This is a genomic window from Pedobacter gandavensis (genome assembly GCF_014172405.1).
Classification (GTDB): Bacteria; Bacteroidota; Bacteroidia; order Sphingobacteriales; family Sphingobacteriaceae; genus Pedobacter; species Pedobacter gandavensis.
In genome coordinates this window covers 205,271-221,789 of record NZ_WNXC01000006.1, presented here as the reverse complement: position 1 = coordinate 221,789, position 16,519 = coordinate 205,271, and the positions used below count along the sequence as shown (strand labels likewise).

Below are 16,519 nucleotides of genomic sequence, written 5' to 3'. Positions count from 1 at the left end.
CAATTAAATCATAAAACGATGAAACAGTCGAGTATATATATGCCTGAATTGATGTTAGGCACAGGCTTCAGAATGGGATTACTACTAGTTCTATTGCTATTGTTATGGCCAATGGGACAACGGTTAATCATGATTTTGGATGTGAATGCGGGTTATATAGATCCGGGGATTTGGCTACTGCTCTTACTCAGTGTGATCGCCTTTTTAATAATGGTTGGAATGAGTTTTTTGCTTCTTCAATGGTTGTGGAATGGCTTAGGACTTCCAAAAATAGACATCATTGTTTTACAGTTTAAAAAAATGGAATTATGGCAACAGCTAGGTTTATTATGGGCATGCTTTGTATCCTTGCTTTTTGCGGGAATCGGCTGCCTGATCGCCATCTGCTAAGTACAGCGATCAATGTCAATCAGGAGGAGACCGTCTTAAGGAAAAGGATTGTTGCGATTGCAATGGGGGAATTGGGCGTTCGTGAGTTAACGGGAAAGAATGATGGGGTTAGGGTGGAGGCTTATTTAAAGGTTATCCAGTTGGGAAAGGGCCATGCCTGGTGTGGCGCATTTGTAAGTTGGGTTTATAGTAAAGCCGGGCTTGCTCAACCTCGCCTGGGTTGGACGCCTTCTTTGTTTCCTTTCCGGCGTTTAACCAAATTGCCGCTTCCGGGAGATGTGTTTGGGATTTATTTCCCGGCTTTAAAGCGGATAGCTCATGCGGGTTTGGTGGAGCAGCTGAGTTCAGATTGGGTGATCACGCTGGAAGGCAATACGAATTTAAAGGGGAGCAGGGAAGGTGATGGGGTGTTTAGAAAGAGAAGGCATAAGCGTACGGTTGCCAGGTTTGCAAATTGGATTAAACAAGAGAACAAGTCATGAGGCGCGCGTATTTTATACTGTTGTTTATCCTGGTGTTTTATGGCTGTGGCATATTCCAAAATACAGAGACCGGTACGCTTAGGTCTGCGTTGAAATCTGAAGAGGAATCTGTTAAAAATGCAGAATTGAATGCAAGTCATCAAAGTGTTGGTTGGTCTATGTCGCTAAGCGATGATTCTTTAAATTCCTCCTCAACGGTTGTCATCTGGCCTAAGGGGGAGTTTACTTATTCTCCATCTACTGGTTTTTGGGGAACTGCAGAAAAGGTAGTCCTGACAGAAACGTCGAAATCTGGACGTAAGATTTTGGAAGAACAGGTGAAGCTGGAAGAAGTAAATAAGAGGGTGTTAGTCCATGAACAGCAAGTAAAAACAGTATCAGCTGATCAAAAGGAGCGGGTAAGGGTTACCAAATCGCAATGGTGGATTCTGTTGCTTATCCCGGTGTTGTTACTGTTGTTTTGGGGCCTAAGGAATGTTTGGAAATTAAGGGTCTATGTGTAGATAAATGATATCCGATGTAAAACCGGCCTTTTTCAATTCATCGGATATCAATTTTCCGTCCCAAATGGGTATAGCTGAACCCTAATTTCAGTTACTTTATTCTTGACTTTGTCGATTGGTATGATCACTCTGCCAAAGCCAATTCTGCCGACTACAATTGTTCTAACGGCGTCATCGTAAACCATAATAAAAACCTTTCCATCTTTATTAGCTAGTGTGCCGCTTAAACCTTTTTGGTTCACATTATTTAATTGTATTACGGCATTTAGCGGGTTGTTGCAGGCTCAGTGAAGCTGAGTGCATGACAATTTTACCCCTTTTTTCCAACAATGATGGAGCCATTAAACTCCCTGTCGGGCAATTCTTTTCTGTGTATTGAAAAAACAATTAAAGCAAGCCTGCTAAATTAATAGCGGCTTGCTTTAAATATTCTAGAACTTAATTTTTTGAAATTATATCAATGATAACCGTTCAGTCGTAAAGTGACTAAGGTTGAATAACTGTGCTGGCGTTTAAAGTAACGGCAGTTTGTGCCAATAACCTGCCCGTAACTTTTGCTCCTGTATTTAAAGAGATAAGTGTTTTGCTCAGAATGATCCCACTAAAATCAGTATTAGTTCCAAGTGTAGCTTGTCCACTAACCACCCAGAATATATTCTTGGCCTGGGCCCCGCCTAACAAAGTGATCTTAGCACTATTATTAACTGTAAGGTCTTGCGCAATCTGGAATACCCAGGTATCATTAGGCCCGCCTGTTAAGGTTACGCCTGCATTTGATATCAATACACCGGTGGACCATTTGTAAAGCCCTGGAGTTAATATCCTGCCACTAACATCGCCGGCATATAAGTTTACGATAGGCGCTGGGGTAACTAAACCATTAGCAGTTGTAAATGCGGTTTCCATATTACTGACCGCTGTTGTCATATTAGCAGGAGTTGGGACGGCATAATCAGATGCATATACCTTGCCGGTTACAATTGGCGTATGAGATGATTGCCCATTGGTATCCATAATTAACCCAAAGCCTGTAATTGCCGTTGCCGACGCCGGGCTCACACCTATATTACCCGTAACTGATGTAGTACCAGTGGTAGATATACCTGATTTTGTCAATATTGCAAAATCGCCTGCAGTCCCCAGGTTTATAACACTTGTCCCAATCGGGATTATGGCCTTGTAATTCGCAACTAGGTTCCTGTTTCCAGTAATTGTGAACTGGTATGTTGAGCTTGCAGATACTGGGTTACCATTTTCTGTCCAGTTTACAAAAGAATATCCTGCATTGGCAGCCGCAACTACTTTAACAGAAGTACCAATAAGAAAAGCGCCGGAACCAGTGGTTGTACCACCTGCAGCGTTACTGGATGATAAGTTGACTGCAAAGTTACCCGGAGGGATCGCCATAAAGTTTGCAACTAATTTCCTGTTCTTTGTAATGGTAAACTGGTAAGCCGAACTAGTAGAAATTACTTCGCCATTCTCTGTCCAGCTGGAAAATGTATACCCTGTATTAGGTACTGCGGTAATCGCAACGGATGAGTCCAGTGCAAATGCACCTGCTCCTGTAAGCACACCACCAATAGCAGGGCTAGCCGTTAGGCTCACTGTAGGGATGATTGTTGAATCATCTTTTTTACAGGCACCAATAAAAGTGAAAAGCATTAAAGCGCCCAAAAATAACATTTGATACATTTTTGAGTGGCGTGGGAGCTTGCGCAGGGAATTGCTCCCCTGGATTTGAGTAAAATTGGTTTTCATAATTGTTCGATAAACTTGGATAATCTTCCAACGGTTTGGTAATTTGAAAAAATAGGAGGAGATGATTAGTCTTCAAGTACCGCCGCACTTGCAAAGGAAGTGCCTGTGATTTTTCTGAAATAACTAATCCTGGGTACTTTCACTAAATCCGCCGACAATAAGAAATAACGTTACGCAGCTAGCGTGCTTTTCCAATTAACGTTCCCTAAGAGAGATTAAATTAGCTAATTATGTAAATCGTCAATTATTTATAAATTAGAATAATTCAATTGTAAAATAATTTGATGATCTGTTTGTAGGACAGTTATGAGTAAAGTAGCTTAGATTGTACTTAACACTGCCAGTAATTAAAAGCCATTTGAAAAAGACTATGCTGAGTATTTCTGTAGAACGTAGTTCGGAAGATGGTGTTCAGGAGCGTAATTATAATAAACGGGAGTTCAGCTACAGCTCGTTTGTGCGTTCTTTCACGCTGCCTGATGCTGCCGATGCGAATGGCATTGAGGCGAAGTATGTGGATGGGGTATTGTGCGTCGATATCGCTAAACGTGAAGAGGCTAAAATGCAAAGCCGCCAGATTGAAATCAAGTAATACGTTTTTGATTTAGACCAATACCATGAGCTGCCTTCGGCTCTTTTATTTCATTTTGTTTATGGTTATGGAAACGAGTTATGAAATATCTCTGAACATGAAAACACTTAAAGGCATCGAAACTTATGGTTGTTTTCATCTTGGTCATGACGAGGCTTTTGCCCGGAGACTTTACACTTCCCTGTTTGCAGACGAGGAGGTCTCTGTAGATTCGGTGATTACTATAGATTTGGTAAAGCGGGAGAATGGTGTTCCTTTTCCTCAGGGACTGCGGCATTGCAGTTATGAACAGCTTTCAACGAATGTACGGCTGGTCACCAAAGAAGTCTTTAAACGGCTGAATCTGGAGATTTAGGTATGAATTTGATCTCAAAAAAATATTTCGCTTCATAATTATCTGGTAAAATATAATTCTATTTTTTTTTATTATTTTGAAATAAAATTTTATATTTTGAATATAATTAATATATAATATAATGCAACAAGGAACAGTAAAATTTTTCAATGAGACAAAAGGTTTTGGATTTATCGTGCCAGCTAATGGTGATAGCGAAATCTTTGTTCATTCTTCTGGTTTAATGGACAATATTCGTGAGAATGATTCAGTAAGCTATGACATCGAGCAAGGTAAAAAAGGCTTGAACGCAATTAATGTTAAAATCAGCTAATTAGATTTCCTTCATAATTGATGAATCACCTGCTTTTTGTGGGTGTTTTTTTTTGCCCTGTTTTTTGCCTGTGATTCCGGATGAGCTGTATGGGAATAAACATTTTAGTTAGGAAGGGGAAAGGACTGGTTTGCATGAGGACTGCTTAGGGTCAAGAGCTTGATGTTTTTGATTTTTACGGAAGATATAGATTCTCAGAGTGTATTGATTTTATTTTCGGGTTTTTATTGTTCAAATCCAGGCCGTGCTAAAGTTTAAAGTTCAACTCTTTGTCGTTATATTTGGTATATGATCGATGTAATTGATTTCAAACAATCTGTAATTGATGTTCAGTTGACCCCCGGATTGCCTTCTTATATGCAGGCCTTATGGTATGATGGAACTGGTGATTGGAAAACTGCCTATGATTTAATTGATCAATTAACTGATCAGCGCTCTGCCCATATCCATGCCTATCTTCACCGTAAAGAAGGCGACATTTGGAACGCAGACTATTGGTATAAAAGGGCAGGGAAGACCAAATCCCAGGTTTCGTTAGCAGAAGAATGGGAAATGCTGGTAAAGGAATATTGCCGATGAATTTGATCATCATCAAAATAAACCCCAATGAATATAGACATACAGTCTTATAACGATTTGCAATCAGTTACAGATAAAGAAATTTGTAATATGTTGGTTGCCGAAATCAACAGTAACCTAAATGAAGCCGAAAGACTGAGAAAATTACAGTCTTTATCATATCAACATCCAATTTGTTTCCCGTTTTTTGATAAGCGTTACATTTATACCTAAATGTATCGATTCAAGTTGAAACTAACAATCTGGAAGGTAAGGAGCTCATCAAAACACAACCTATCTGTTTTGTTACATTAAGACAAACGCTTGCGTAACAAACCTGATACGATGCAGGTTTCGCTGTCTTTCCTAAATGGCTAACTTAGAGTTATGAAGCACCTATTTTTTATTTGTCTATCCCTTTTGTGTTTAAACATCAAGGCCCAGGACGTAAGCTTAGCTTTGCAAAAAAAGCCATTGTTAAGCAAGGAAATTATCGATCAGGAATGGGCTAAAGTACCCAATGGATTGAATGTAAGTTTTGCATCCTCAAATACACGGTTTGCAAGAGAATTACCACCGAAAGTTAGCATAGAAAAGACCTGGCAAGCAAAAGCCTGGAAAGGTGAGAAAATCCATACACAAATACTGTTATGGGCAAATAAAGATTTGAAGGATATTCGTGTAGAACTTGTTGATTTGAAAGACAACAAGGGCAATTCCATTAAAAAGGAAAATATGGCAACTGGTTTTCTGGAATATGTCATGACCGATGAGTTTAAGGATGGATGTGGTCACAGAAAAGCAGCAGATTTCGATTCTTCGTATGTAGCCGATATGATCGATACAGATGCTAAATCTGCTTCAATAGCAAAAAATAATACCAAACCAGTTTGGTTGAGCATTAAAGTGCCAGCTGATACAAAGCCTGGAAATTATCAAGGCACAGTTAAGATCAAAGGAGATCAGGATTATTCCTTACCTATAACCATTCAGGTATTAGACAAAACATTGCCTAGTCCTAATAAATGGCACTATGATTTAGATTTATGGCAACATCCAGCAGCCATTGCCCGCGTGCACAATGTGCCACTTTGGAGTGCTGAGCATTATGCACACATGAAAAAGTATTACGAGATGTTAGCCAATGCAGGTCAAAAAACCATTACTGCAAGTATTGTAGACGAGCCATGGGGACATCAGACTTATGATGATTATCCGAGTCTGATTAAATGGACTAAGAAAAAGGATGGAAGTTGGAAATATGATTACAGCTTATTTGATAAATATATCGCCTTTGTGATGGACTGTGGCATTACGGAACGCATCAACTGTTACAGTATGGTGCCTTGGAAAATCGCTTTTACTTATTATGATGAAGCTTCACAAAAAGAAGCGGTTTTTAAAGATGCGATTGGTACACCGGCTTATAATGCTTTCTGGAAAACGATGCTTGTCGACTTTGCCAAACATTTGAAACAAAAAGGATGGTTTAGCAAAACTTACATTGCCATGGACGAGAGACCGATGGATGCGATGAAATCGGTGATCAAACTATTAAAGGAAACCAATAAAGACTGGAAGATTGCTTTAGCTGGAGATTACCATCCAGAAATAGAGCAGGATATTGATGTTTATTGCATCGCTTCAAGATTGGATTTTCCAGCAGCCACTTTAGCAAAACGTCAGCAAAAAGGGCAAACCAGCACTTGGTACACTTGCTGCACGGAGCCTTATCCAAATGGCTTTACGTTCTCTTCTCCAGCAGAAGGGGTTTGGATGGGCTGGTATACGGCAAATAAAAACTTAGATGGTTATTTACGATGGGCTTATAACAGCTGGACAAAAAATCCAATTGCAGACAGCCGTTTCACCACATGGCCAGCTGGCGATACTTATCAGGTTTACCCTGGTCCGCTGAGTTCTATGAGGTTTGAAAAACTGGTTGAAGGTGGACAGGATTTTGAGAAAATCAAGTACTTAAGAGCATTGTACACTAAAAACAAGCAGACTGATAAGTTGAATGAGCTAAATAAGGCTTTGGCTACTTTCGACATTAAATCTTTGGCGAATACGACCGCTGATGAGATGTTGATCAAAGTAAAACCACTGCTTAATCCGTAATTATTAATAAAATATTAAAAAGGACCTGCTGAGATTTAATAATCAGCAGGTTTTTTTATGGGAAATATTTTAATGACTACAATTTAAAATCGTTTAAAGGGTGGCTACCGTCTAATGCCAAAAGTTACTTTTATAAGGTATTGCCCTGGAACAGCATCCAGGATGCAATTGGCTACAGAAGAGGATGGTTTAATTTGGTATGAATCCAAAACGGGAAAACTGATCATTGTTGTTAGGCCCGTAAAACTGGACAAGGGTTCGAACCCTTCGACTCCACTTATAGGGAATCAGAAATGATTCCCCTTTTTGTTTCACAAAGAAACAACATTTCACAATTCATTTTCAGTAAGTTAAAATCGAACATTGGTAGGATAGAAGGTGGCTGATAGATATGCAATTTTATCTACCTGAAAATCTATTTTATAAAGATCAACTATGTTTTTATCCATTTTCATTTATTTCAACCAATTTACACATTGCTTGAATTACGGTGGTAATTACTTGAAGAATTTTATAATTGTTTGGTCCGGTTTAAAGGAGCTGAGAGTAGAAAAGCTCGCCACCCCTCTACTATTTGTTTAAAATCAATGGTTGGGATGGAAGACGTAGGTTTATTCTCCCAATAGAAAAAAACTTTATGATTATTTATAATTATGGTGACGAAATCATTTGCACTCTCGATTTCGCTATCGACCAGCCCTAATGCATTGTTAATACAAGGCAATAAGATTTCGTCTAATTCATCCGCATTCCATCCATGTAAAAAAAATGTTAATACATCTAAATTTGTATGAGGAATTTTTTCTACTCCCCATTCTTTAATGAGTTTATTTTCAAATTCTATGCTGTATTTTTTAATTAGATCTGGATTCATAATTCCTTATAAACAATCGGATCATCTAAATAATTTGTAGATTTTACTTTCATCACATATTTTAATTAGAATTATATCTAGTTCTTGCAATTATTCACCTACAATTTTCGAAATTAACTCTCCATCCGGATTAAATTCAAAATGTCTTATAAGGATGCCATCCTCAGTCCACAATCTAAAACTACCATAAAAATGATTATACTTTTCATAATATTCTTCTTCAATTTGACCGTTTTCAAAATACATGGTCTGTAAACCATAGGTATATCCATTTCTGCATTCTGTTTCAGCAATCAAGTTGCCATTTTCGTAAAACTCCTCCAAGATTCCAGTAAACGGTTCATTCTGATAATTCCACATACTACCACCTCCTGCATCGATTCCCGTATATTCTACTTCCGCATCATTAATATTTACTCTTTTCATAGTATTGTATTTTACAAAAGTCACCATATCCCTAAGGACTTTACAATAGTATTTGAGACTTATTAAAACCATCCCATAATCCATTTATCTTTAATTGATTTGGAAAATCTGAACAATGCTCATCAATGTAATTTAAAAACTCATCTTCAAGTGATGGCAATAAAATTGGGCTCTTGGAAGAAAGGTAGGCATCAAAGCTATCTATTATAAAATGGCCTTCAGAAACAAAAATCGCTCCGCCTCGGGATAACAATTTGCAAACTGGCTCATAAGGTGAGAGCAAATCAGCATGAGACTGAATTTCTGATCTGGATTTGAAAAGTTGCCAGTTTATAACCATCGACATAAAAAAAGCTTCATAAAACCTTCCTGAATTTAAACCTTTTACGCCAATTTCTTGTAGGTCTTTGATAGCCATCTCCTCAGAAATGAAGCCATCTACTTCATTTAGATTCAAATCAATAAATAAATTACTAAACTCTTTCCTACGAAGAAACTGTACCGTCTCCTGATGAAGCCTAGTTTTCCAAGTCATCAATCTAGATTGGTATTCTCTAAACAAAAGAATACTTGAGGGTCTAATGTTACCATTAAATTTCTTATAACCCGAGAACTTGCTTAATTCTTTTTCATACCTATTTATCACAATTCTAATGTATTAAAATTTAAAACCTCCGTAAATTGGAACCCAACAATTCCAGTCATGTTAGTCTTGTTTTCAAAACAAATTATCCACCTACAATTTTCGAAATTAATTCTCCATCCTGATCATATTCAAAATGGCCTGTAAGGATACCGTCTTCATTCCAGATTTTAAAAGCATCATAAAAATGATTAAACTTCTTATAATATTCTTTTTCAATTTGACCATTTTCAAAATACAGTCTCTGTAAACCATAGGTATATCCATTTCTGCATTCTAATTCAGCAATCAAGTTACCATTTTCGTAAAACTCCTCCAAGATTCCAGTAAACGGTTCATTCTGATAGTTCCACATATTACCACCGCCTGCATCGATTCCCATATATTCTACTTCCGCATCATTAATATTTACTCTTTTCATAGTATTGTATAAAATTCACCAAATAAAGGAGATATCGCTAAGGACATTATAGCCGTATTCTAGACAGATTAAAACCATCCCATAATCCATTTATCTTTAATTGATTTGGAACATCAGAACAATGCTCATCAATATAATTCAAAAACTCATCTTCCATAGATGGCAATACAATAGGACTTTTAGAACGAAGATAAGTCATGAAACTATCTATTACAAATGTGTTTTCAGCATAAAAAATCGATCCATCTCGCAATAACAATTTGCAAATTGGCTCATAAGGCGGGAGCAAATCAGCATGAGACTGAATTTCTGCTCGGAATTTAAAAAGTTCCCAGTTTATAGCCATAGACATAAAGAAACCTTCATAAAGCCTAATTGATAACATCACATCTTTCACGCCCATTTTTTCTAGGTCTTCAATAACCATTTTTTCATGAACAAAGCCATCTACTTCATTTAGATTAAGATCAATAAATAAATTATTAAATTTTCTCCCAGGAATAAACCACAACTCTTCATCGTTTAGCCTTCTTTTCCAACTCATCAATCTAGATTGGTATTCTCTAAACAAAAGAATACTTGAGGGTCTAGCTTTACCCTCAAAGCTCTTATAACAAGAGAACTTGCTTAATTCATTTTCATAATTACTGATCATAACTCTAATGTATTAAAATTTTAAATCTTCCCTAAAGGATAGATATATCGTAAAGCTTAAGTGTTCGACAAGTGACACAGGAAAACTCTTTAAATTTTCAATTCCTATTAATTTTGGTAGTAGATTTCGCCACCAATAAAAATAATAACACAAACATCTGTTGAGGAATACGTTAACATCAGAACCTCAGCTTTTTAAAGTATATTAAAACCAGCAATAACTGTTTGTCTGTAACCCCTTCTGCTCCACAATTATTTTTATTCGATTTCCCAACATATTCCCGAATTCATATGTTTATTGCATATGAGCTGCCTAATATTTATATTATATATTTAAATCCACTTTATAAGTTTTTAAAGGCCGCAACACCTCCTGCCGAGGCGATGGTAATATTTTAAAAAACCTTTATTAAGAAAATGAAACATATTAAATATAAAAATTATGAAAGCAATTAATCCCTGGATCAACTTCAATGGAAATGCTGAAGAAGCATTTAATTTTTACAAATCAGTTTTTGGCGGAGAATTCGCAAAAGTTGTTCGTTTCAAGGACTTAGCAAGTGCTGAATTTCCAGTGTCAGAACATGAGGCTGATAAAATAATGCACATTTCCCTGCCTATAGGGAAAAACAATGTATTAAGAGCTAATGACGTTCCGGAAATAATGGGACGAACAAACGAAAATGAGAACAGATCAAAAATAGCAGTGAGTGCAGAAAGTCGTGAAGAAGCGGATAAAGTATTTAATGCCTTGTCCCTGGGTGGCGATGTTGAAGGTCCGATTGGAGATAGTCCCTGGGGTTCATATGGCGGAATGTTTAGAGATAAATATGGCATTGAATGGATCGTAGAATTTGATCCAAATGACAATGACTAGATTTAACAGAACAAAAAAATATAGCGATGACTGGTACCAATTCTAACCTCATTGAATAAAGCCAGCCATTTTTGTTCAGAAGGATTTAATCTAGAATAGGGACATACTAAAACTAAGATTATTTTATATGTAAGTATACCCACTTGGGACAAAGATTTGTTTTAAGCATTGTATTTTTAATTAATAATAAATTTGGTTTGTGGTATTTTGGTGTGGCCTTACGGCACAAAAACTTGCCAGTTGGTTTCCTGAGCGGATGCTATTAGATTTGAACTAAAATAAACAAGGCAGTAACTCTTATGAATCACCGGCCCAGACACAGTTTATTTTACAGAACCCAAAATTACTCCAAATAGAGGAATAGCGATAAAGCTTCTGACGATCAATCAGAAGCTTTATTATTAAGGTAAATTAAATACCTGTTTTGCTATAAACATCCCAATCATCACCACCTAATTCTACTGGTTTACCATTAACATCAATTAAAAAAGTTTCATTATCGGTGTCAATGCTGTAAACTTCTTTATTCTTACCTTCATATTTTATATAGTCTCCGACCTGTGGCGCTTGTGGAAATGCTTTCTTTTTCATAAAAATTCTTTTTTTTACAAGTGAGTGAAAATTTTACAAACGAAAAAATTTAGTATTAAATAACAGATGTCCACTAATTGATTCATCTGTGTTTATGTAAACCCAGATCTTAAGGATTTTCCTTTTAGTTTTTTGAGTGAATCTCTAGATAAGAAGTTCGGAGGATTAACAAGTATGGTTGAAATTACGGGAAAGAATATGCAGACGAAAATCGAACATAAATATATGGGTAAGCTAACGCAGGAAGAGCGGACACTTGTCGAGAATTTCATTGCCGCAATTCCTAAACCTGTTAAGCCTAAATACAACCTCGGACCCGATTCAGAAGTGAAAAAAGAACGGAAAATCTTAAAGCTGTAACCTATCTTTTCCTGCTGTTCGGAAATCTTCATCAAACATCCAAATTTACACACCTAGGGTATTATTACCGGTTTTAATCGGTTTTTTTGCTTTTCTTTTTCGCGGAAATTAAGCTCTTGATCTTAATTATCACCCCGTTCGTCTCAATTAACATTTCTTAACATGTTATTTCTCAAAATTCGCAAGAACAAAAAGAAAGAACAAACTAAATTTTAAGAAATGATGAAGAAATCTACGAAAACAATCGGTAATAGATTGACAAATGTGACCCTATGGGGGATGTTGGGTTTATTTATCCAGTTGTCCACAGCCTGCATGAAGTCAGATACCACCACAACCAACACCGCAAATTTAAGTATTATCAATACTTCTCCTGGTCTGGGAACATTCAATGTTTACCTAAATGGGACACAGGTGAACTCAGGAGCGCTAGCTTTTGGAGGGGTATTAAATTATGTTCAATACAGCGCCGGGGACTTTATCACGAAATTTACCACAGCAAGCAGTACGGATGCCTTACTCAGCAAAACGATTACGCTAACCGGAAATAATGTGTATTCCTATTTTGTAATTGACAAAGGAGAAAAGATGGATGGGCTTTTGATTACCGATGTGATGAATGTAGCCTCAACAGAGAAAGCTTTTATCAGGTTCATACATTTGTCGCCAGACACAAAAGCCTTAGATTTTGCAATAGCAGAAAAAGGGAACATCATCAGCAACAAATCCTATAAGGAAGCGAGTGAATTTACAGCGGTAGATGCTGGGACATATAACCTACAACTTAAAGATCATGATTCTCAGGAGTTGAAAACTAGCCTGGAGGCCAGCACCCTAACCGCAGGGAAATACTACACCATTATCTCCAGAGGTTTGCAAAATGCAATTGTTAGTAGCGAGCAGTCTTTTAGCGCCCAATTGATGACGAATTTATAATGGTGGGACGTAGAATTTTATGGGTCATTCCGCTAGCGGCTTTCCTCTGCTTTAAAGCGAATGCACAACGTCCATTGACCACCAAAGCGACAATATCGGGGTTTTATACCGGCTCATTGAGCAGCATGTTGGACGTGATGATGCAGAAATCAGGAATCAGGATTGTGTATGATCCGGAAATGATTGCGGAATACAATGTGGTGGATCATTATAACAATGAAAATGTAAAAGACCTGCTTTTAGAATTGTGTAAGCGTAATCGGCTGCGCTATTGGATCGATGCAGATCAAATTGTGTATATCATCAGAACATCAGAAGACGTAGACCGTTTGAAAAAAATAGGGAGGCAGCAGCTGATCGCAAAGGAAAAAATTGTACCAGTCAGGCCTGTCCTTTCTATAGAAGATTTGAAGGAGGAAGGACCGGAAAAGAAAGGGCCATTTAACATTACTGGCAAAATTCTGGACAATGCAAATGGAGAGTCTCTGCCGGCTACTGTGGTGACAGTGAGGAATACGAATATCAGAACTAAAAGTAATGCTGACGGTTATTTTACCCTGCTAAATGTGCCTTCGGATACTTGTATTCTGGATGTCCATTATGTAGGGTATCAGCCAGAAGTTTTCTTTTTGAATCAGAAGAATATCAAGGAAGAACTGGTGATTAAGCTGTTTGTAGCCGTTAGGGCACTGAATGAGGTGACCATTAGTGATAAGAAAGGTGACGGCTTGATGTCTACGGACAAAAGAAGGGTGAGTATACTGCAAATTTCTCCTGCCAAGCTAGACGAATTGCCCAACATTGGAGAGAAAGATATTTTAAGGTCTTTTCAATTGATGCCTGGAATTTCCGGAAGTAATGAATCTTCTTCTGGTGCTTATGTAAGGGGTGGAACTCCTGATCAGAATTTGGTGTTATTTGACGGCTTTACAGTTTATCAGGTAGACCATTTATATGGTTTTTTTAGCGCTTTTAATAGTAATGCGGTGAAGGATGTGACCCTTTATAAAGGTGGGTTTTCTGCAAAATATGGGGGCCGCCTTTCCAGTGTAATCGATATTGTAGGGAAGGAAGGGAATATCAAAGAAGCCAATATTACCGCTGATTTGAGTTTGTTGAGTGCCAATGTTTTTCTGGAGAGCCCATTGGGGAGTAAATCGAGTTTGTTATTGGCTTACCGTCATTCTTACCAGGGGCCTTTATACGATAAGATTTTCGAAAAATTTAATGCGAGTAGTACAACTGCCAGCGGATCTGGCGGAGGTCCGGGGCTGGGAATGGGTCGACCGGGGGGCGGCGGAGGTGGTTTTGGAGGCGGTGCTGAGGTCACTGTTTCCACTCCATTCTCCTATTTCTACGATTTAAATGCGAAATACACGTATACACCCGATCAGAATAATAAAATTTCCTGGAGTATTTATCAAGGGAATGATAACCTGGACAATACAAGAACGATTTCTTTACCAAGTTCAATTGCTGGTGGAACAGCTGGGGGGATTGGCATGACCGATAAAACGACTTACGGGAATTTAGGTTCCAGTTTAAAGTGGTCTACCCGTTGGTCGCCTAAATTATACGCGAATACTTTGGTCAGTTATTCCAAATACCATAGCGACAGGGACAATACCAGTACGATAAACATTACAGATACCACAGGTGTAAGTCAGGAGATCAGGACGGGAACGCTAGAAAAGAATAGTCTCGAGGATTTTAGTCTGAAATCGGATTGGGAATACCAGGCTACAGGAAAGTTGAAGTTAAATTATGGTGGTTTCGCCTCAAACCAGCGGGTATATTATGAAAATAGTCAGAATGATACCAGTAAGTTGATTGATCAGGATACAAAGGCGATTACTGCAGGTGGGTATGTGGAACTGGAAACTGACTTGGGTGATCATTTACAATTAAAAGGAGGACTTCGAGGTACTTATTATGATCAAACAAGAAAGTTCTATGCAGAACCTCGTTTTTCTGCTACTTATACTTTGACGGATCGGATTACATTGAAGGCGGCTACGGGTCAGTTTTACCAGTTTGCCAATCGTGTGATCAGAGAAGATGTTCTTTCTGGAAGCCGGGATTTCTGGGTGCTGTCCAATAACACAGCAATCCCCGTGAGTTCTTCCAAGCATTTTATTGCCGGAGCAAGCTATGAGGCCAAAAATTATTTGATCGATGTGGAGGCTTACTATAAAAAGCTGGATAACTTATCAGAGTATTCTCAAAGGATGACTGGCGGCGGTAGAAGAGGGGAGCAACAGAATTTAGAAGAGCATTTTTATACCGGTTCCGGATATAGTAAAGGTGTAGAGGTATTGTTGCAAAAGACAAGGGGGAAATACACCGGATGGCTCAGTTATACATTGGCAGAGGCGACGAATAATTTTGATGTTTATGGGGGCGAATTTGCAGCCAGTCAGGATACACGCCATGAATTAAAGCTGGTGAATCTTTACCATTTAGGACGTTGGGCGTTTTCGGCCACCTGGACTTTTGCTACCGGAAAACCATATACGGCACCTTTAACCAGTTACACGGTTGATGATTATACCGGGCAGAGTCATTCCTACCTGACGATTAGCGATAAAAACACCCTGAGAATGGCACCATATCATAGGATGGATGTGGCTGTTACTTATGATTTGCTTAAAGTGGATAGCCGTAAGACAGGCAGTATCGGTTTCTCTCTATTTAATGTGTACAATCGATCCAATATCTGGTACAAACAATATACAATCGTTAACAACCAGGTGATCACTTCTAATGTAAATTACCTCGGACTTACCCCTAATCTAACGCTCAGTTTAAGATGGAAATAAAAAATATAATGCGGCTGATGTACCTTAGTTTGATACTCTTCTGCTGTTACTCCTGTACAAAATCAAAGGATGTGGAAGCTGGTTATTACGACCGGCCGGTTGTTCAGGCTTTTCTCATTCCTGGGGTTCCGATTCAGGTGAAAGTTTATGATCAGAAATTTATGGAGGATACCATCACACATGGTTATCCGGTAACTGGTTTGCTGTTGAAAATCAGTAATGGAACACAGCAGGTGCTACTTTCTGAAACCAGTCCGGGAGTTTATGAATATGCTGATGCAGGTTTTGTGAAAGACCTACAGCATTATGCGCTGAGTTTCGAGTACTTGGGGAAAACGATTACCGCGGCGACGACTGTTCCCGGAAAACCAACTGGATTTAGGGCGACGAGTACCAGCCAGGTTCTTCCTGAGTTTTCATTTGGTGCCACACCCGCTGATTTTGTGCCTGTGGTTTATAACTGGAACAATGTCACTAATGAACACTTTATGATGGTTTTTAAAAATACGGATTTGTATAAAACCCCGGCGGATTCCAGGTTTACACGTACTTATAGGGATATGGAATCTATCCTGGGTACGGTTTCGACTTATCAAACACAGCAGATGACCTTTAATTTTCTGGGGAATTATCAGGTGTTACTTTTTCATATTAATGAAGAATATAGCAAAGCCATTACGAGTACCAGTTCCAATTCGCTAAACCTGACGCCACAATATACCAATGTGCAGAATGGCCTGGGAATATTTACGGCAATGCGTGCAGATACGTTAAATGTTGTGGTTACGCATTAAAGCAGTGTTTTTATACCGGGGAATCTTACATTTGACGATGAAACGAGGG

Annotated in this window: 21 protein-coding genes; 14 read left to right on the top strand and 7 right to left on the bottom strand. The window is 38.2% G+C overall.

Annotated elements, in window-relative coordinates; translation table 11 throughout:
- The first annotated feature begins 18 nt into the window (after positions 1-18).
- Genes GM920_RS16730 through GM920_RS16720 form a run of 3 tightly spaced genes read left to right on the top strand, consistent with a single transcriptional unit; the run spans position 19 to position 1,375 of the window.
- Complete coding sequence (locus GM920_RS16730; RefSeq protein ID WP_182959588.1) at positions 19-390, top strand: hypothetical protein; 372 nt, start codon at positions 19-21, stop codon at positions 388-390.
- Entirely contained in the window at positions 309-872 is a 564-nt protein-coding gene (locus tag GM920_RS16725) for a CHAP domain-containing protein (protein WP_182959586.1), read from the top strand. Before GM920_RS16730 ends, GM920_RS16725 begins: the two co-directional genes overlap by 82 nt.
- A complete protein-coding gene (locus tag GM920_RS16720) occupies positions 869-1,375 on the top strand; it encodes a hypothetical protein (RefSeq protein WP_182959584.1) in 507 nt (168 codons plus the stop codon). The genes GM920_RS16725 and GM920_RS16720 overlap by 4 nt, the downstream gene beginning before the upstream one ends.
- A gap of 486 nt (positions 1,376-1,861) precedes the next feature.
- Here the strand turns inward: GM920_RS16720 and GM920_RS16715 are convergent, their stop codons facing one another.
- The gene (locus GM920_RS16715; RefSeq protein WP_235964562.1) at positions 1,862-3,136 is read right to left on the bottom strand and encodes an ice-binding family protein; all 1,275 of its coding nucleotides are present in this window, start codon (positions 3,134-3,136) and stop codon (positions 1,862-1,864) included.
- Positions 3,137-3,494: 358 nt separating this feature from the next.
- Here GM920_RS16715 and GM920_RS16710 point away from each other — a divergent pair, with 358 nt between their 5' ends.
- From GM920_RS16710 to GM920_RS16685, 6 genes are all read left to right on the top strand, one after another.
- Positions 3,495-3,728, top strand: coding sequence for an Hsp20/alpha crystallin family protein (locus GM920_RS16710; protein ID WP_235964561.1), 234 nt, complete (start codon positions 3,495-3,497; stop codon positions 3,726-3,728).
- A gap of 97 nt (positions 3,729-3,825) precedes the next feature.
- On the top strand, positions 3,826-4,083 hold the full coding sequence (locus GM920_RS16705) for a hypothetical protein (RefSeq protein ID WP_182959582.1): 258 nt from the start codon (positions 3,826-3,828) through the stop codon (positions 4,081-4,083).
- 121 nt (positions 4,084-4,204) lie between these two features.
- On the top strand, positions 4,205-4,396 hold the full coding sequence (locus GM920_RS16700) for a cold-shock protein (protein ID WP_048905418.1): 192 nt from the start codon (positions 4,205-4,207) through the stop codon (positions 4,394-4,396).
- 288 nt (positions 4,397-4,684) lie between these two features.
- Entirely contained in the window at positions 4,685-4,975 is a 291-nt protein-coding gene (locus GM920_RS16695; protein WP_182959580.1) for a hypothetical protein, read from the top strand.
- Between the two features lie 27 nt (positions 4,976-5,002).
- Positions 5,003-5,188, top strand: a complete 186-nt coding sequence (locus GM920_RS16690) for a hypothetical protein (RefSeq protein ID WP_182959578.1) — start codon at positions 5,003-5,005, stop codon at positions 5,186-5,188.
- 153 nt (positions 5,189-5,341) lie between these two features.
- Positions 5,342-7,075, top strand: a complete 1,734-nt coding sequence (locus tag GM920_RS16685; RefSeq protein ID WP_182959576.1) for a DUF4091 domain-containing protein — start codon at positions 5,342-5,344, stop codon at positions 7,073-7,075.
- 511 nt (positions 7,076-7,586) lie between these two features.
- Here the strand turns inward: GM920_RS16685 and GM920_RS16680 are convergent.
- The 5 genes from GM920_RS16680 to GM920_RS16660 all read right to left on the bottom strand — a co-directional run bounded on the left by GM920_RS16680 (position 7,587) and on the right by GM920_RS16660 (position 10,094).
- Positions 7,587-7,949 carry a hypothetical protein gene (locus GM920_RS16680; protein ID WP_182959574.1) on the bottom strand — a complete coding sequence of 121 codons (363 nt, stop codon included), beginning with the start codon at positions 7,947-7,949 and terminating at the stop codon, positions 7,587-7,589.
- 90 nt (positions 7,950-8,039) lie between these two features.
- On the bottom strand, positions 8,040-8,375 hold the full coding sequence (locus GM920_RS16675; RefSeq protein WP_182959572.1) for a toxin-antitoxin system YwqK family antitoxin: 336 nt from the start codon (positions 8,373-8,375) through the stop codon (positions 8,040-8,042).
- A gap of 40 nt (positions 8,376-8,415) precedes the next feature.
- Positions 8,416-8,913 (bottom strand): hypothetical protein, encoded by a 498-nt coding sequence (locus GM920_RS16670; protein WP_182959570.1) that lies wholly within the window; start codon positions 8,911-8,913, stop codon positions 8,416-8,418.
- Positions 8,914-9,103: 190 nt separating this feature from the next.
- Positions 9,104-9,439 (bottom strand): toxin-antitoxin system YwqK family antitoxin, encoded by a 336-nt coding sequence (locus GM920_RS16665; RefSeq protein ID WP_182959568.1) that lies wholly within the window; start codon positions 9,437-9,439, stop codon positions 9,104-9,106.
- Positions 9,440-9,485: 46 nt separating this feature from the next.
- Positions 9,486-10,094: a hypothetical protein gene (locus GM920_RS16660; protein ID WP_182959566.1), complete on the bottom strand. Its 609-nt coding sequence runs from the start codon at positions 10,092-10,094 to the stop codon at positions 9,486-9,488.
- Positions 10,095-10,535: 441 nt separating this feature from the next.
- Between GM920_RS16660 and GM920_RS16655 the strand changes: the two genes are divergently transcribed.
- Positions 10,536-10,970 carry a VOC family protein gene (locus GM920_RS16655; RefSeq protein ID WP_182959564.1) on the top strand — a complete coding sequence of 145 codons (435 nt, stop codon included), beginning with the start codon at positions 10,536-10,538 and terminating at the stop codon, positions 10,968-10,970.
- 411 nt (positions 10,971-11,381) lie between these two features.
- Here the strand turns inward: GM920_RS16655 and GM920_RS16650 are convergent, their stop codons facing one another.
- Positions 11,382-11,561: a hypothetical protein gene (locus GM920_RS16650; protein WP_182959562.1), complete on the bottom strand. Its 180-nt coding sequence runs from the start codon at positions 11,559-11,561 to the stop codon at positions 11,382-11,384.
- 132 nt (positions 11,562-11,693) lie between these two features.
- Between GM920_RS16650 and GM920_RS16645 the strand changes: the two genes are divergently transcribed.
- The 4 genes from GM920_RS16645 to GM920_RS16630 all read left to right on the top strand — a co-directional run bounded on the left by GM920_RS16645 (position 11,694) and on the right by GM920_RS16630 (position 16,470).
- A complete protein-coding gene (locus GM920_RS16645) occupies positions 11,694-11,921 on the top strand; it encodes a hypothetical protein (protein WP_182959561.1) in 228 nt (75 codons plus the stop codon).
- Between the two features lie 219 nt (positions 11,922-12,140).
- Entirely contained in the window at positions 12,141-12,857 is a 717-nt protein-coding gene (locus tag GM920_RS16640) for a DUF4397 domain-containing protein (RefSeq protein ID WP_182959559.1), read from the top strand.
- Positions 12,857-15,676, top strand: a complete 2,820-nt coding sequence (locus GM920_RS16635) for a TonB-dependent receptor (RefSeq protein ID WP_182959557.1) — start codon at positions 12,857-12,859, stop codon at positions 15,674-15,676. The genes GM920_RS16640 and GM920_RS16635 overlap by 1 nt, the downstream gene beginning before the upstream one ends.
- Positions 15,677-15,747: 71 nt before the next feature.
- On the top strand, positions 15,748-16,470 hold the full coding sequence (locus GM920_RS16630; RefSeq protein ID WP_317171555.1) for a DUF4249 family protein: 723 nt from the start codon (positions 15,748-15,750) through the stop codon (positions 16,468-16,470).
- Positions 16,471-16,519: the final 49 nt, after the last annotated feature.

Bases quoted from the DNA above. Each gene is read 5' to 3' on its own strand.
- GM920_RS16675 (WP_182959572.1), bottom strand. From the start codon at position 8,375: ATGAAAAGAGTAAATATTAATGATGCGGAAGTAGAATATACGGGAATC.
- GM920_RS16650 (WP_182959562.1), bottom strand. From the start codon at position 11,561: ATGAAAAAGAAAGCATTTCCACAAGCGCCACAGGTCGGAGACTATATA.
- GM920_RS16730 (WP_182959588.1), top strand. From the start codon at position 19: ATGAAACAGTCGAGTATATATATGCCTGAATTGATGTTAGGCACAGGC.
- GM920_RS16665 (WP_182959568.1), bottom strand. From the start codon at position 9,439: ATGAAAAGAGTAAATATTAATGATGCGGAAGTAGAATATATGGGAATC.
- GM920_RS16660 (WP_182959566.1), bottom strand. From the start codon at position 10,094: ATGATCAGTAATTATGAAAATGAATTAAGCAAGTTCTCTTGTTATAAG.
- GM920_RS16685 (WP_182959576.1), top strand. From the start codon at position 5,342: ATGAAGCACCTATTTTTTATTTGTCTATCCCTTTTGTGTTTAAACATC.
- GM920_RS16715 (WP_235964562.1), bottom strand. From the start codon at position 3,136: ATGAAAACCAATTTTACTCAAATCCAGGGGAGCAATTCCCTGCGCAAG.
- GM920_RS16700 (WP_048905418.1), top strand. From the start codon at position 4,205: ATGCAACAAGGAACAGTAAAATTTTTCAATGAGACAAAAGGTTTTGGA.
- GM920_RS16640 (WP_182959559.1), top strand. From the start codon at position 12,141: ATGATGAAGAAATCTACGAAAACAATCGGTAATAGATTGACAAATGTG.
- GM920_RS16695 (WP_182959580.1), top strand. From the start codon at position 4,685: ATGATCGATGTAATTGATTTCAAACAATCTGTAATTGATGTTCAGTTG.
- GM920_RS16635 (WP_182959557.1), top strand. From the start codon at position 12,857: ATGGTGGGACGTAGAATTTTATGGGTCATTCCGCTAGCGGCTTTCCTC.
- GM920_RS16705 (WP_182959582.1), top strand. From the start codon at position 3,826: ATGAAAACACTTAAAGGCATCGAAACTTATGGTTGTTTTCATCTTGGT.
- GM920_RS16680 (WP_182959574.1), bottom strand. From the start codon at position 7,949: ATGAATCCAGATCTAATTAAAAAATACAGCATAGAATTTGAAAATAAA.
- GM920_RS16655 (WP_182959564.1), top strand. From the start codon at position 10,536: ATGAAAGCAATTAATCCCTGGATCAACTTCAATGGAAATGCTGAAGAA.
- GM920_RS16720 (WP_182959584.1), top strand. From the start codon at position 869: ATGAGGCGCGCGTATTTTATACTGTTGTTTATCCTGGTGTTTTATGGC.
- GM920_RS16725 (WP_182959586.1), top strand. From the start codon at position 309: ATGGCAACAGCTAGGTTTATTATGGGCATGCTTTGTATCCTTGCTTTT.
- GM920_RS16690 (WP_182959578.1), top strand. From the start codon at position 5,003: ATGAATATAGACATACAGTCTTATAACGATTTGCAATCAGTTACAGAT.